This window comes from Mucilaginibacter sp. PAMC 26640 (assembly GCA_001596135.1).
Taxonomy (GTDB): domain Bacteria; phylum Bacteroidota; class Bacteroidia; order Sphingobacteriales; family Sphingobacteriaceae; genus Mucilaginibacter.
Genome location: CP014773.1, coordinates 2,452,266 through 2,468,771, shown reverse-complemented (window position 1 = coordinate 2,468,771; position 16,506 = coordinate 2,452,266). Strand labels below are relative to the sequence as shown.

General features: G+C 44.7%; 12 protein-coding genes and 1 pseudogene. 2 read left to right on the top strand and 11 right to left on the bottom strand.

The window, feature by feature from the left end:
* Positions 1-8 precede the first annotated feature (8 nt).
* Entirely contained in the window at positions 9-1,847 is a 1,839-nt protein-coding gene (locus A0256_10755; GenBank protein ID AMR31866.1) for a 3-octaprenyl-4-hydroxybenzoate carboxy-lyase, read from the top strand.
* Positions 1,848-1,922: 75 nt separating this feature from the next.
* Positions 1,923-2,801: a 4-hydroxy-tetrahydrodipicolinate synthase gene (locus A0256_10750; protein AMR31865.1), complete on the top strand. Its 879-nt coding sequence runs from the start codon at positions 1,923-1,925 to the stop codon at positions 2,799-2,801.
* A 165-nt stretch (positions 2,802-2,966) separates the two neighbouring features.
* Here A0256_10750 and A0256_10745 read toward each other — a convergent pair whose 3' ends face one another.
* The 11 genes and pseudogenes from A0256_10745 to A0256_10695 form a co-directional block, all read right to left on the bottom strand.
* Positions 2,967-3,143, bottom strand: coding sequence for a histone H1 (locus A0256_10745; GenBank protein AMR31864.1), 177 nt, complete (start codon positions 3,141-3,143; stop codon positions 2,967-2,969).
* Positions 3,144-3,522: 379 nt separating this feature from the next.
* Positions 3,523-4,767 (bottom strand): 8-amino-7-oxononanoate synthase, encoded by a 1,245-nt coding sequence (locus A0256_10740; GenBank protein ID AMR31863.1) that lies wholly within the window; start codon positions 4,765-4,767, stop codon positions 3,523-3,525.
* 212 nt (positions 4,768-4,979) lie between these two features.
* Positions 4,980-6,590 (bottom strand): cell division protein FtsZ, encoded by a 1,611-nt coding sequence (locus A0256_10735; GenBank protein AMR31862.1) that lies wholly within the window; start codon positions 6,588-6,590, stop codon positions 4,980-4,982.
* A 224-nt stretch (positions 6,591-6,814) separates the two neighbouring features.
* A complete protein-coding gene (locus A0256_10730) occupies positions 6,815-8,161 on the bottom strand; it encodes a cell division protein FtsA (GenBank protein AMR31861.1) in 1,347 nt (448 codons plus the stop codon).
* A 421-nt stretch (positions 8,162-8,582) separates the two neighbouring features.
* A pseudogene (locus tag A0256_10725) lies at positions 8,583-9,353 on the bottom strand (cell division protein FtsQ).
* On the bottom strand, positions 9,346-10,701 hold the full coding sequence (locus A0256_10720) for a UDP-N-acetylmuramate--L-alanine ligase (GenBank protein AMR31860.1): 1,356 nt from the start codon (positions 10,699-10,701) through the stop codon (positions 9,346-9,348). Before A0256_10720 ends, A0256_10725 begins: the two are co-directional and overlap by 8 nt.
* 49 nt (positions 10,702-10,750) lie before the next feature.
* A complete protein-coding gene (locus A0256_10715) occupies positions 10,751-11,842 on the bottom strand; it encodes a UDP-N-acetylglucosamine--N-acetylmuramyl-(pentapeptide) pyrophosphoryl-undecaprenol N-acetylglucosamine transferase (protein AMR34509.1) in 1,092 nt (363 codons plus the stop codon).
* Between the two features lie 206 nt (positions 11,843-12,048).
* A complete protein-coding gene (locus A0256_10710) occupies positions 12,049-13,206 on the bottom strand; it encodes a cell division protein FtsW (protein AMR31859.1) in 1,158 nt (385 codons plus the stop codon).
* 54 nt (positions 13,207-13,260) lie between these two features.
* Positions 13,261-13,602: a four helix bundle protein gene (locus A0256_10705; protein AMR31858.1), complete on the bottom strand. Its 342-nt coding sequence runs from the start codon at positions 13,600-13,602 to the stop codon at positions 13,261-13,263.
* Between the two features lie 70 nt (positions 13,603-13,672).
* Complete coding sequence (locus tag A0256_10700) at positions 13,673-15,028, bottom strand: UDP-N-acetylmuramoylalanine--D-glutamate ligase (GenBank protein ID AMR34508.1); 1,356 nt, start codon at positions 15,026-15,028, stop codon at positions 13,673-13,675.
* A gap of 170 nt (positions 15,029-15,198) precedes the next feature.
* Entirely contained in the window at positions 15,199-16,440 is a 1,242-nt protein-coding gene (locus tag A0256_10695) for a phospho-N-acetylmuramoyl-pentapeptide-transferase (GenBank protein ID AMR31857.1), read from the bottom strand.
* Positions 16,441-16,506 lie beyond the last annotated feature (66 nt).

The following is a 16,506-nucleotide window of genomic DNA, read 5'->3' as shown; positions in this document are numbered from 1 at the left end:
ATCAACATATGGGTTACAAAAGCTTAAAAGACTGCATTACCGATCTGGAAAAGAACAATCACCTCATCCGCATTAAGGAAGAAGTTGACCCTTACCTACAAATGGCAGCTATCCATCTGCGGGTATTTGAGCATGAAGGACCGGCAATTTTATTCGAGAATGTAAAAGGCAGTAAGTTCCCCGCGGTATCAAATCTTTTCGGCACGCTGGATAGGTCGCGTTTTATTTTCAGGGATACGCTGGATAAGATCAAGACACTGGTGGAGATCAAAAACGATCCGCTGAAAGCGATAAAACACCCTTTTAAATATGCCAATACGGCATTAACGGCCCTGTCTGCCCTGCCCATGAGGGTTGGCAAAGGTGCACCTATAAATTTTGGCCGTGCCGCCATCAGCGACATCCCACAAATTGTAAACTGGCCTAAAGACGGAGGCCCCTTCGTGACCATGCCGCAAGTATATACCGAAGACGCGGATCTGCCCGGGATCATGAACGCCAACCTGGGTATGTACCGAATTCAGCTTGGTGGCAATGAATATATCCAGGATAAAGAAATAGGCCTGCACTACCAGCTGCACCGTGGCATAGGCGTGCACCAAACCAAGGCAAACGCCAAAGGGCAGCCTTTAAAAGTAAGCATATTTGTAGGCGGCCCGCCATCGCACCCGGTTGCTGCTGTGATGCCCCTCCCCGAGGGCCTATCAGAAATGACCTTTGCCGGGGCATTGGGTAACCGTCGCTTCCGTTATTTTTATGATGCAGAAGGTTTCTGTATTTCTGCAGATGCCGACTTTGTGATCACCGGAACGGTGATGCCGATGGAGAACAAGCCGGAAGGCCCCTTTGGCGATCATTTAGGTTATTACAGCCTTGCGCATCTCTTTCCCTTGATGAAAGTACATAACGTTTACCATAAAAAAGATGCTATCTGGTCGTTTACCGTGGTTGGCCGCCCGCCGCAGGAAGATACCAGCTTTGGCGCGCTGATCCACGAAATTACCGGCAGCGCCATCCCGAAAGAGATCCCGGGTCTGCATGCGGTAAACGCCGTTGACGCAGCCGGTGTACACCCTTTACTTTTTGCGATTGGTAGCGAGCGTTACACCCCTTATGTAAAAGGCAGGCAGCCGCAGGAGATCATTACTATTGCCAACCATATTTTGGGCAAAGGGCAATTGAGCCTGGCCAAATATTTATTTATTGCAGCTAAAGAAGATGATCCAAAACTGGATGTGAATGATGTAGGCGGCTTTTTGAAACATATGCTGGAGCGTATCGATTTAACGCGCGATCTGCATTTTCAAACAAAAACATCCATAGATACACTGGACTACAGTGGAGAGAGCCTGAACAGCGGCAGTAAGGTGGCCATCACCGTAGCCGGTGATATTAAGCGCGAACTCTGGACAGAAGTACCGGCGTCCTTTAACCTGCCAAGGCCATTTGTAACTTACAAGATGGTAATGCCCGGCGTATTGGCAGTTGAACTACCCAAAAATATCCGAACCAGCGATATGCCCCTGATGCTGGAGATTTTGCAGGAACATTTGGAAGAGGCAGAATTGAGTGGCTTGCCGCTGATGATCCTATGCGATGATGCCGCCTTTACGGCACAGAGCATCAACAATTTTGTTTGGGTAACATTTACCCGGAGTAATCCATCACATGACATTTACGGCATCAACAGTTTTACCGAGCACAAGCACTGGGGCTGTAAAGGGCCGCTAATTATAGATGCCCGCATTAAGCCACATCACGCGCCGGTACTGGAACGCGACCCTGCCGTAGAGAAAATAGTAGATGCTATGGGAGTTAAAGGCGGGGCTTTGTATGGGCTTATATAGCCCGCACCGTTATAATAGAAAGCACCTTTCCACATTCTTCAATTTTACTATCTTAGCATCCTTTTAATTATCGACATGAACAAATTTTACGGAACTGGGGTTGCAATGGTTACTCCTTTTCAGAGCGACGGACAGGTAGACTACCCTGCGCTGGGCAGGCTTATCGAGCATCTGATTGGCGGTGGTGTGGAATATTTAGTATCGTTAGGTACAACCGGCGAAAGTGCCACCTTGAATAAAGAGGAAAAGAAGCAGGTTTTTAAATTCACTGCCGAAGCCGTAAATAAACGTGTTGCGCTTGTTGCCGGTATTGCCGGAAATAACACACTTGAAGTTGTTGAAGAAATAAAGACTTTTGATACCACAGGTTATGATGCTATCCTTTCGGCGAGTCCGCATTATAACAAACCAACCCAGGAAGGCATCTTTCAGCATTACAAAGCTATAGCGCTGGCATCAACACTTCCCGTTATTTTGTACAACGTTCCCAGCCGTACCGGCACATCGGTTAGTGCGGAAACTACAGTAAAACTGGCACAAACGTTTAAAAATATCATTGGCATAAAAGAGGCATCAGGCAATTTCGATCTCATGAACCAACTGATGCGTGATAAGCCGGAAGATTTTATGCTGATCTCGGGCGATGACCCTATTACCCTGCCTATGATTGCCATGGGTGCGATTGGCGTAATTTCTGTTACCGGTAATGCTTTACCGCGCAAAGTATCTGAAGTTACCCGCCTTTGCCTTAAAGGGGATTTTAAAGGCGCACAGCAGGCACATTACGACCTCATAGAATTTACCCGCCTAATGTTTACCGAAGGCAATCCTGCGGGTGTAAAATCCGCATTAAAAACCCTTGGTGTGTGTGGTGATACCCTCCGCCTGCCACTAGTACCTGTGAGCGAGGGCACAGCCGAAAAGATAAAAGAACAGGTAACGTTTATTGGCTAGTTTTGATCTTTGGACTCCTGGCCTATCTTCGGGGCATGGCACAGTATACTGGCAGGAGTTAAAGAAATTTTAAATTTACTCACAGTGCTATTGTGAAAAAACCCGGTTCATCTACGCGAACCGGGTTTTTTATCGTAGTAATAACCTCCTTTTAAGGAGATTGAATTACGCTTTGTTTTTTGATTCCTGAACTTCCAAACGGATAGCTTGTGCTAGGTTCTTAAGGTCCTGCATGCCTTTGCGAACACGTGTGCCCGCCGCACTGTTGCCCTTATTATAAAATTTGTCGGCATCAGCTTCAAGGGATGCAACCAGTTCCTTTACTTCAGTGAATTTTTTCATTGTGAACTCCTTTTAATTTATGAGGTTTATTGTTATAATTAAAGCTAATCTAAAGGGATTTTTCATAAATAAAAACTTTTAAATTATAAAAAAGAGGCCTTTAAAGCGGTTTTTTTCCACATTTTCAATACTTAACGCCGGAAAAAAGCGCCTTTTAGTCCGGCAAAAAAATATTCACCTGCAACTTTCCTTAATTGAGATTACCAAATTTTAACAATCGCGAAATTTACTTATTTGCAACTTACAAATCTTGGATAAATTTTGGATTGCCGATGGCTAATTTGAATGCCATTTAAAATCTTACTAACTATTAATCTATACTAAAAAGCCTCGCAGCATTGCTGAAAGGCTTTAATTTTAAATGTTTTTGGCAAAGAATTTATGCCACAACCATTTTATTTTCTTTGTAATAGCCGGCTTTCAATTTATCTGCCACCTCGCTAAATGCGTCCAGCGTGCGCTCTACATCCGTTAATGTATGCATAGCAGTTGGGATAAGGCGCAGCTCTATCAACCCTTTGGGGATAACCGGGTACACTACTATAGAGCAAAAGATGCTGTAGTTTTCGCGCAGGTCCATGGTCAGGCTGGTTGCCTCATTTAAGTCGCCTTTCAAAAATACCGGGGTAACCATGGTATCAGTTATCCCAATATCAAAACCGTGCTCAACCAGGCCATTCTGCAGGGCTTTGGCAATTAGCCAAAGTTGGCCTCGCAGTTCCGGATTAGATTTTAAAAGTTCGAAACGTTTTTTTAAGCCCAATACCATCGGCATTGGCAATGCTTTGGCAAACGTTTGCGACCGCATATTATAGCGCAGAAAATTAATGATCTCATTATCCGAAGCTACAAATGCCCCGATACCCGCCATAGATTTGGCGAAGGTACCAAAGTAGACATCCACACCATCAATGCAATTTTGCTCTTCGTGCGTGCCGGCACCGGTTGCCCCCATGGTACCAAAGCCATGCGCATCATCTATCAGCAACCGGAAGTTATATTTATCTTTCAGGGCGATAATCTCTTCTATTTTACCCTGCGCACCCGACATGCCAAAAACGCCTTCCGTAATGAGCAGGATACCTCCACCGGTTTGTTGTACCAGTTTTGCAGCACGCTCCAGTTGCTTTTCGCAGCTGGCAATATCATTATGCTGGTAAACAAAACGTTTACCCATATGCAGGCGTACGCCATCTACAATGCAGGCATGCGATTCGGCATCGTAAACAATTACATCATTCCGGTCTACCAGCGCATCTATGATCGATACCATTCCCTGGTAACCATAGTTCAATAAAAAAGCAGCTTCCTTACCTACAAATTCAGCAAGGCCGTTCTCCAGTTCTTCATGGTGTTTAGTATTACCGCTCATCATCCTGGCCCCCATTGGGTAAGCCATACCATAATCTGCAGCAGCCTGCGCGTCGGCTTCGCGCACCTCCGGGTGGTTAGCCAGTCCAAGGTAATTGTTAAGGCTCCAAACTAAATGTTCTTTTCCGTTAAACATCATATGCGGGTGAATCTCTCCTTCCAAACGAGGAAATGAAAAATACCCGTGCGACCACTTTTGGTGCTGCCCGATCGGGCCGCCCATATTTTTATTTATCTTATCAAACAGATCCAAAATATAAATCCTTTAATTAACAGTTACCGCAAATATACCCCTTAAAACGCCCTGTATCAAGCGTTATTACTTTTTAGAATAGTTTATAACTGAGAAAAGACACTGCTGTCACAAACACAGAAAATAGGCCCCAAAGTAGTTTATACAAAAAAAGCAGAATAAATAATTCTGCTTTTAATTGTCTTAACTTATGATTCTTATGCCCTGTAAGATCAATCTACGTTATCGTGGAGAAATGAATTATTATTCTTTATTTCTGTTTTACCGTCACTATCCGGCATCAGTGAAAACCTTGAGATCTGGCTCTCATCAGATTGAGGTGTTTGCTGTAATGCTACCTCCTTACGTTTGTAGGCCGGAACATTCTCCATCTCCTGGATATTGCCATTGCGCAGTTTCATGCTCAAATCTTTCAGGCGCATAATCCGCTCGCGCGATTTACGCAATTGCTCTTCTATAGACTCGTCAGTTTTGTTATCATCTGCATTGACAACCGGCTCAGGCTCCGGTTCAGGCTGCCGGGTCTCTACTTTTGGAGTAAAATCCATTACCGTTTCACTCACCTTAAAGGTAAAGCCACCGTTATCTTCAACAGGCTCTTCAGCAGCTGCAGGCTCTTCTTCCTCCAGGCTGTAACGTACAATTTCTCTATCGTCTGCTCTGTCTTGCTCTTCGGCTTTCGCAAACAGATCAAATAAGCCGGTTTGTTTAGGTGCATCCTTCATTTTCATGTAGGGCTCGTTCACCATTTCTGCATCAGGTTTTACGGCGTTGATAAACTCATTAACCGGCTTAACCATAGGCGTATTTTCGGGCACCAGCATGCTTACAACCTTTTTGTTGCTATGCTCTTTTTCGCGCTCGTCTTTGGTTTGGAAACCGGTTGCGATAATCGTTACCGATAAGCTTTCGCCCAGGGCATCATCCTTACAGTTACCCCAGATGAGGTCTGCGGCTAAGCCGGCTTCTTCCTGTATATAGTCGGTAATGATCGTTACTTCATCCATCGTTACCTCGTTCTCGCCCGAAGTGATGTTCAATAAGATATACCTAGCGCCTTCTATTTCATTATCTTTTAGCAGCGGCGAAGCTAATGCTCCCTCAACTGCTTTTAGTGCACGGTTTTCGCCACCGGCAGTACAACTGCCCATGATAGAAACGCCGCTATCCTTCATAACGGTGCGCACATCTTTAAAATCCACGTTGATATAACCCGGAAGTGTAATGATCTCTGCGATACCCTTCGCGGCAGTTGTTAAAATATCATCTGCCTGGCCAAATGCAGAACTCATGGTTAAATTACCGAAGATCTGGCGGAGCCTGTCATTTGAGATCACCAGGAAGGAATCTACATACTTCTTCAGTTCTTCCATACCCTCCTCGGCCTGCATACGGCGGCGTTTGCCTTCGAATGAGAACGGAGTAGTGATGATACCCACCGTAAGGATATCCATCTCACGTGCTGCTTTGGCTATAATCGGGCTTGCACCGGTACCGGTACCGCCACCCATACCTGCCGTAATAAACAGCATTTTGGTGTTAGAGCCGAGCATTTGTTTTATATCGTCAATATTTTCGATGGCTGAGTTTTTGCCAACTTCCGGGATAGAGCCTGCGCCCATTCCTTCGGTTAAACTAGCTCCCAGCTGCACCTTATTTGGTATAGGGCTTAGCTCCAGCGCCTGGGCATCGGTGTTACAAATTATAAAGTCGACACCTTTGATTCCTTGCCTGTACATGTGGTTAACTGCATTACCACCTCCACCGCCAACACCAATAACTTTGATGATTGCCGATTTTTCCTTTAACATCTCAAACTGCATAATCCTTGTTTTTCAGCTATTTGTGAACTGATAATTAGATAGATTTTCTTAATGTAATAATAGTACTTTTTCCACAGGGTTTATCCACAAATGTGTACAATGTGGATAAGTTAATTATTGTGAATAAAAACCAACCACCTCTGCCCTGCCGTGCAGCCCCAATATAATCTGTACTACGAATAGCTTCTTATAGCGCCCCTACCCGGAAAATTTTTTGTTAAGGCCTATTTTAAGAAATCCTCATCCTTTATATCATCTTTAATGAACTTCTTCCCCGACTCCAGTATTTTACCCAAAAGGCCAAACTTGCGGTCGTCTGTATATTTTGCTTTTTCTACTTTGGCAGCAACCGGGGCTGCTTGTGTAACGCCATTGTATTCCATTTTCTGGATACCCTTTATCAGCAAACCAATACCGGTTGCAAATGTTGGGCTTTGCAACTCTTCGTAAGTTGATTTTGGCAACACCTCATTCTTAGCTAAATGTTCGTTAGGGTAGCCAATACGGCAATCCAACCCGGTTACATATTCTATCAGCTGGGTTAAGTGTTTTAACTGCGCACCACCCCCTGTTACTACTATACCGCCAATCAGCTTCTTTTCGTAGCCGGATGATTTAATTTCATAGTACACATGCTCGATAATTTCTTCCATACGCGCCTGGATAACAAAGGCAAGGTTTTTAACCGAGATCTCTTTAGGTTCGCGGCCGCGTAAACCCGGTACACAAACAATTTCGTTCTCTTTGTTCTCTTCTGCAAGCGCGGAACCAAACCTTACCTTCAGCTGCTCTGCAATGTTGCGCATTACCGAACAACCCTCGCGGATATCCTCGGTTACGCTGTTACCTCCGAAAGGAATAACCGCTGTGTGGCGGATGATACCTTCGTGGAAGATGGCCACATCTGTAGTACCACCACCAATATCTACCAGTACAATACCAGCCTCTTTTTCCTCTTCACTTAACACCGATTCTGAAGAAGCCAATGGCTCAAGGATCAGTTCCTGGCTTTCCAGCTGGGCCTTGGTTACGCACTTTACTATATTTTTAATAGCAGTTACCTGGCCTGAGATGATGTGGAAGTTAGCTTCTAAACGTACCCCTGCCATACCGATAGGGTCTTTTACCCCCGGCTCGTTATCCACTGTAAATTCCTGTGGCAATACATGGATAATCTCCTCGCCCGGAGGCATCACCAGGTTGTACATGTCTTCCACCAGCTTGTCTATATCTTTACGTCCAATCTCCGTATTCAGGTCCTTACGGGTGATTAGCCCACGGTGTTGCAAGCTTTTTATATGCTGACCCGCAATCCCTACATTCACTATCCTTATCTCCACGTTTGACTGTGCGCCGGCCACATCTACTGCCAGTGTAATGCCCTGTACGGTTTTATCGATATTCGAAACCATTCCGCGTGTTACCCCTGCCGATTCGGCTTTGCCAATACCCAGCACTTCTATCTTGCCGTTTTTGCTTCTGCGGCCAACAATAGCACAGATCTTAGTGGTACCAATATCCAGTCCCACTACTATCGGCGAACTCTTGTCTTGCGTTGAACTTTTGTCCATATTGTTAATTATTAATAGATATCTATTTTTTCTTATTCTTTTGTGCCGGCTTATTACTTACCGGTTTAGCTACTACTTTCTTTATTACGGATGTAACCGTTTTTTTCTTCTCCGCTTTTGTTGTAACCACTTTAGATCTCTCCGGCTTGCCTTTGGTAGCTACAGCAGGCTTTTGCGCTGCTTTTTTTAGCGGCGCTTTAACTACCGGCCTAATCACTGCAGGTTTTGGTTTTTCCTTAGGCTCAACGGTGTTATCCGGCGCGTTGTCATTAGCAGGTCTGTCTGTTGCTATGTTCACAACAGGGCCTGTAACCGTATCCCTGCCTGCCCTTACCTTTTTCACTGCTGCCATCCGGGCAGAATCGGCAGCTGCTTTCCTGGCTATTTCCTTCGCTGCGTTTAACGAATCTATCAGCGATTGGTTTTTAACACCCACAACCTGGTTGCTGTATTTCAGGTTAATGATCTTGTACGCATTCCAGCCAACCAATGGGATAGCCTGTTTATAAAATGCAGACAGATTACCGAATTTCAACTCCAGCGAATCCGCATTACCAATCAGGATACGTTGATTGCCCACCCTCGGGATCAGTTCGATCTCATGATCCTGATTTACATAGATCTGCGCGATCTGTGCATCCCAAAGCGAATCTTTGCGGATGAAGTCGGCAGTTTTAAATACCTCGGTGGCCAGCGCGGTATGCAGCGAATCAACTTTCCCGGCAAACAACTCATCGATAAAGCCATTTGCAGCAATTACCCTTGCGGTGAAGTTTTGCGATAGCGGCATTTTTAAACCGTGCTGATCAATATAAAAATCCTGATCGAAACGGTTCATTACCCTTAATATCGGCTGGCGCTGACTTACCTCAACCTGTATTACACCATCCATCTCCACAAATACCTTTGCAGACTCGATGAATGGATTATGCTTTAGCTTATTTTCCAGTGCATGGATATCAATCGTCTCCATTTTACGGCCAATTAGCGAGTGGCTGTCCATCTGCAGAATATTATCCACTTCCTGCCTGTCAATAAAATAGTGATTGCCGGGGATGTAAACTTTTATCTCTTTACAAACTACCTCCGCTTTTTTTATCTCGATGAAACTCATAAGCACCACCAAACCGGCCAGGCTGAGTGTCCAGCCTAACGTGATCAATAATGGTTTCCAGATGCGTTTCTTAAACATTTTCAAAAATACCTTTTAAAGGTTGCACTAATGTATCTATATCTCCTGCCCCAACGGTTAATAATAATTCGGGTTGGTCAGCTTTTATCCTGGCCAATACGCCTTCTTTGGATAACAACTCCTTGTTCTCCAGTTTCATCCTGCTTAGCACCATATTGCTGTCTACGCCAGGAATGGGCAACTCTCGCGCAGGGTAAATTTCCAACATCAATAGTTCATCAGCCATATCCAGCACTTCGGCAAAGCCGTCAACAAAATCGCGGGTACGGGTGAATAAGTGGGGTTGAAAAACCACCGTTAACCTTTTACCAGGGAACAGTTTTTTTACTGATGTAATAGCCGCCCTGAGTTCTTCCGGGTGATGGGCATAATCATCTATATAAATATGCTTGTTATTTCTTACAATATACTCAAACCTGCGCTTGATGCCTTTGAATGACCCCAGGGCTTTGCGGATAGCATCACCAGAGACTGCTAATCTTAAAACGGCCTCAATAGCTGCTACTGCATTTTCTATGTTATGAATCCCTGCAATTCCCATCCTGATATCCGGAATGAAAGTTGACGCGTTTGTAAAATCAAAAAAGAAGCTGCCTTCTTCTATCCGGATATTACTTCCTGTTGCACCGGCTTCCTCTTTGATAGAATAAGTAAACCCATCTGAAAGCGGTAACCCTTTTTTATAGATCAGAACACCACCTTGCTTAATCTGCGACGCAAATAGCCGAAAAGATTTCTCAAGATGCGAATGATCACCATAGATATCCAGGTGATCGGCATCCATGGACGTAATTATTGCAGTATCCGGATTCAGTGTCAGGAACGAACGGTCGTACTCATCGGCCTCCACCACCACAATATTATTTGAGCCGTATAACACGTTAGTATTATAGTTGGATGCAATGCCGCCCAAAAATGCCGAGCAATCTTTACCGGAATCTTTCAGGATATGCGCAATCATACCAGATGTGGTGGTTTTACCGTGTGTACCTGCCACTGCTATAGTGAACATACCCCTGCTGATAATACCCAGCACCTGCGACCGCTTCTGCAGACTAAATCCTTTATTTTTAAAGTAAGTCAAGATCTGCGAATCACCGGGAATAGCCGGGGTATAGATGATCAGCGTACCATCGCAGGGATCCTGGAAACTCATCGGGATCCAATCCGCCCGATCTTCAAATACCACCCGGATGCCTTCATTATGCAAGGCATCGGTTAGCGGCGTGCTTGTTTTATCATATCCGCAAACCACACAACCCACATGATGAAAATAGCGTGCAAGGCCACTCATGCCTATGCCGCCAATACCTACCAGGTAAACCCTTTGTATGTTTTTTAATTCCATCGTTTTCTAAAAAAAAGGCTATCCCCGCGTTCTACGGGGATGAGCCATCTTAATTGTTGTTTGTTATTTGGATAACTTCTTTCGCGATCACTTCATCCGCATATGGCATAGCCAGCTTACCAATGTTGTCGCTTAGTTTCTTTTGTAAAATATTATCATGCAATAATTCTAATGCCTTATCTACCAGTTTTGCTGCTGCATCACGGTCGGCAACAAAAATCGCTGCAGTTTCTTCCACCAGTGCCAGCGCATTCTTTGTTTGATGGTCCTCAGCTACATTTGGCGAGGGCACCAGTATCACCGGTTTTTTAACAATGTACAGTTCGGCAATGGTACCTGCGCCCGCGCGGGAGATGATCACATCTGCCGCAGCATAAGCTAAATCCATCCGGTTTAAAAACTCTACCACACAAATATTAGGATGAATATCATCTCCCAACTGCTGTTTTATGCTTTTATAATAGAACTTACCCGTTTGCCAGATCACCTGCACATCAGCCGCAATGATCTTATCAAGCCCGGCCAGAATGCTGTTATTTAATGTTCCCGCACCAAGGCTGCCGCCTGTAATCAGTATGGTTTTCTTGCGCGATGAAAGTTTAAACAACTCCAGCGCCTGCATATGCTTACCGGCTATATCAACTGACGCTTTGCGGATAGGATTGCCGGTTTTGATGATGTTTTGTTTCGGGAAAAATTTATCCATCCCATCAAACGCTACACAGATCTTTTTAGCCTTTTTTCCCAGCCATTTGTTAGTTATACCTGCGTAAGAATTTTGCTCCTGGATCAGCGTTGGAATGCCCATCACCGATGCCGCGTACAATAACGGACCCGAAGCATAACCACCAACGCCAACACAAGCATCAGGCTTAAAATTTTTGATGATCTTCACCGCCTTGCGTACACTGCCAATCAGCTTTATAGGGAACATCAAGTTTTTCCAGATGGATTTACGCTGAATGCCCTGGATATCCAGGCCAATAATTTCATAGCCCGCCGCCGGAACTTTTTCCATTTCCATACGTCCGCTTGCGCCAACAAACAAGATCTCGGTTGCAGGATCCAGCTTTTTAAGCGCATTGGCAATGGCAATAGCCGGGAAGATATGCCCTCCTGTGCCGCCGCCGCTAATGATAATGCGAGCCCCCCCCGCCCCCTGAAGGGGTACAGCCCCCCCCGCCCCCTGAAGGGGGAGCTTTTGATTGGCGTTATGGCTACTTTGTTCGGTCAATTGTTGTGTTATTTAGTTATTTTTTCTAGATATCTTCTTGTTTCTGCTCCACTTTCGGGGGCTTGGGGCTCGCCCCTTACCTATCCTGCCCCCTTCAGGGAGTTAGGCCAGGGCTAAATTTCCCTTATCTCCCCTACCACTACTCTTTTCGGTTCATCAATATCACGGCTTACCGACAAGATGATGCCGAAGGCTACGCTGGTGAACAGGATGGATGTACCACCCATACTTACCAACGGCAGGGGCACACCTGTTACCGGGCCCAAACCTACCGCCACCGCCATATTAGCGAATGCTTGAATAACCAGGCTGAAACTTAAGCCGGCTGCCAGTAAAGCACCAAACGCTTTTGGTGCTTTGGTTACTATTTTAATACATCTATACAGCAGGAATAAATAAATTCCTGCTAAGGCAAAACCACCTACTAATCCATATTCTTCAACAATAGTTGCGTATATAAAATCTGAATATGGGTGCGGCAGGTAATTGCGCTCGGTGCTGTTGCCCGGGCCTTTGCCAATTATCCCACCTGTCGAAATGGCTATTTTAGCGTGATCTGACTGGAAGGACTTATCAGGATTTGCCAGTTCCGGGTGCGCAAAGGCGTGGATCCTGGAGATATATGTTGCACGGCGAGGCCCTAAAAACACCACGCCGGCAAGCAGCAATGCTCCTGCCAAACAAACCACCGCTATCTGCTTGATACTGATACGGCCAATGATAAGCAGTAAAATGCTTACACCGAACAGCATCAACGCCGTAGATAAATTTGCCAGGGCGATCAATATAAACACCACGCAAACCGAACCCATTATCGGGATGAAAGATTGCTTTACATCTTTAATATTTTCCTGCTTTAACGATAACGTACGGGCCAGGTAAGTGATCAATGCCAGCTTAGCCAAATCGGATGTCTGGAAGGTTAGCCCCGTTCCCGGTATAGCTATCCAGCGGCTTGCATCGTTCACGTGGTTACCAAATAAAAGCGTGTATAACAAAAGGGGGATGGTAATGATCATCAATAATTTGGAGATCCCCTTGTACCATCTGTAGTCTAACCGGTGTGAAAAATACATCAGTGCCAAACCGCCTATCAGCATAAACATATGCTTCATCAGGTACGATTCCGCGCCTACGTTGTGCTTATAGGCAATGGTGCCCGTTGAGCTGTAAACAGCCATCAAAGAAATTACCGACAACAGCACAACAATGAGCCAGATCCATCGGTCGCCCTTTACATTACTGAGTACATTTCCTATTACTGCGTTCATAATTCAAATGTGAAGATATGCAGATGTGCGAATGTGCAGATGCATTTCTTATTTCTAATGTGTTGATGAAATTATCTTTCCTAATATTTTCGTTATTGATTGTAACTCATTGTAAATCCCTTCTTCAAATGGATAATTAGTGGCATGCTTACAAAGAGATAGCCAATAGTCTGTTTCTTCCGCTTCCTTATAAGCTATCTTGCATTTATGCCGAAAATCAACTTTTGATTCCGCTCCCTGAGCTTCTCTAACATTTGCCCCAATTGATGTCCCGCTTCTAAATAATTGATTTGCTACGTTAAATTTTCGCCTTGATTCAAGATCCTCTGTGAAAGCAATGATCTTCAATGAAAAAGCAAACGTCAAGTCAACTATTAAATTCGGTTTAGCATTCATTCATCAAACTCTTTAATTTCCCAACTTGATCTTTCATTTGCACATCTGCATATTCGCGCATCCGCACATCCTACAACTCCTTCACCGCATCTTTAAACTGACGGCCCCTGTCTTCATAATTTTTAAACAGATCGAAACTCGCGCAGGCAGGGCTTAGTAAAACCGTGTCGCCTTTGCCAGCCAGGTGATACGCCACTTGTGCGGCTTCAGATGCTGATGATGTGTTCACAATGATTTCGGTATCTTCTTCAAATGCATCATGAATGCGTTTGTTATCTTTACCTAAACACACTATCGCTTTTACTTTTTGCTTTACCAGTTCTTTCAGCATACCGTAGTCGTTGCCCTTGTCCACACCACCCAGAATCAGCACCACGCCGGTACTCATGCTTTCCAATGCATACCAGGTTGAATTCACATTGGTTGCTTTAGAATCATTAATGAAACTAATGCCCGAGATCTTGGCCACAAACTCCAATCGGTGCTCGATACTAGGAAAACTTCCCATACTTTCCCGCATGGTTTCATTACGTATTTCCAGCACCCTCGCCACAATGCCGGATGCCATTGAATTGTAGATGTTGTGTTTACCCTGCAGGGCCAGTTCGTTTATCGACATTTGAAAATGTTCTTGGTGTATGTTGATGACAATATTGTCGTTCTCGAGATATGCTCCCGTTTCAATCTTTTTTTCTATCGAGAATGGCAGCTGTTGTGCAGCTATCGTTTTCCCGGTCATTATTTTTAGCGTTTCGGCATCATCGGCACAGTATATAAAATAGTCTGCCGCTGTTTGATTCTGCGTTATCTTAAATTTAGAGGCCGCATAGTTCTCCATTTTATAATCGTACCTATCCAGGTGATCCGGCGTAATATTCAGCAATACCGCTACATCTGCCTTAAACTTATACATGCTATCCAGCATAAAGCTGCTAATCTCCAGTACGTAGTAATCATACTTTTCAGTAGCTACCTGGTAAGCAAAGCTTTTGCCTATATTACCTGCCAGGCCTACATTCAACCCTGCATTTTTGAGGATATAGTAGGTTAAACTAGTGGTAGTTGTTTTCCCGTTAGACCCGGTTATACAAATCATCTTTGCATCAGTATACCTGCCGGCGAACTCAATCTCCGATATAACCGGGATCCCTTTTTCAACCAGTGCCTTTACCACCGGTGCCTTATCTGGTATGCCGGGGCTTTTTACCACCTCAACAGCGCTTAGCATTTCTTCGTAGGTATGTCCGTTCTCTTCAAAGCGAATCTCCCAATCCTGCAACTGCTCTTTATAATGATCGGCAATGGCACCAAAATCCGACACGAATACTTCATAACCCTGTTGTTTTGCCAGGTATGCCGCACCAACACCACTCTCGCCTGCGCCTAAAATTGCAAGGCGAGCCCCCCCCGCCCCTTTAAGGCGTATAGGCCCCCCAGCCCCCTGAAGGGGAAGCTTTTGATTGGCTGGGTTGGTATTCGGTTCGTTCACTATTTTTATTTTTTTTATTCTTACAAACTTCTGCTCCCCCTTCAGGGGGCTAGGGGGCTCGCCGCTTACCTATTCTGCACCCCCTTCAGGGGGCTGGGGGGCTCCGCTTACCTCAACTTTAACGTTATCACCGTTATTATCGCCAGCATAATACAAATGATGTAAAACCTGGTAACGATCTTCGATTCATGAAAGCCTTTCTTTTGGTAATGATGATGCAGCGGCGCCATTAAGAACACTCTGCGACCTTCGCCAAAACGCTTCTTCGTCCACTTGAACCAACCCACCTGTATAATTACCGACATGTTCTCTATCACAAAAATCCCACAAAGTACCGGTATCAATAGTTCCTTACGGATCATAATGGCAAACACCGCGATGATACCCCCTATGGCCAAACTGCCTGTATCGCCCATAAAAACCTGCGCGGGATAGGAGTTGTACCAAAGAAAACCAACACAGGCCCCAACAAATGCTCCGGCAAAAATCACCAGTTCGCCCGAGTTGGGGATATACATAATGTTTAGATAGTCAGCTATCATCGTATTACCCGAAACGTAGGCCAGTATGGCCAGCGTTAAGCCGATAATGGCCGACGTACCCGTCGCCAGTCCGTCAATACCATCTGTAAGGTTGGCCCCGTTGGAAATGAACGTGATAATAATAATGGTAAAGAACATAAAAACCATCAGCGCATACTGCTCGTAACCCGAGCCTAAAAACTTCAGGACCTTTGCATAATCAAATTCATTGTTCTTATAGAACGGCATCGTTGTTTTGGTAGATTTGATATCCTGCGTATACACCGGCTTTTCACCGCGCATGTGGAAATTTACCGGCACATCATATTTAACCGGCAGCTGTACTTCCTGGCGTATAGTGATGCTACTATTGAAATACATTGTCCAACCTATAAATATTGCCAAACCCACCTGCCCGGTAATTTTAAACCTTCCCGCAAGCCCCTCTTTATTCTTTTTAAATACTTTAATATAATCATCTAAAAAGCCAATGCCACCCAGCCAAATCGTTGTTACCAGCATCATAATAATGTAGATGTTATCCAGCTTGGCAAACAAGAAGGTAGGGATCAGGATCCCCGCCAGGATGATGATACCACCCATAGTTGGCGTGCCCGATTTTTGCATCTGGCCTTCCAGTCCAAGGTTCCTTACCGTTTCACCAACCTGTTTAAAACGCAGGTAATCAATTAACCTTCTACCATATACTGTAGTTACCAATAGTGATACAATTACCGCCATAGCCATACGGAAAGTGAGGTATTGAAATACCCCCAATCCTGGGATACTGTAGTTTTTATTTAAATAACTAAATAAATAGTATAGCATGGGCTTCCGTTGATATGCAGACTTGCATTACGCAGATATGCAGATTTATGTTTATTGGTTAATTAA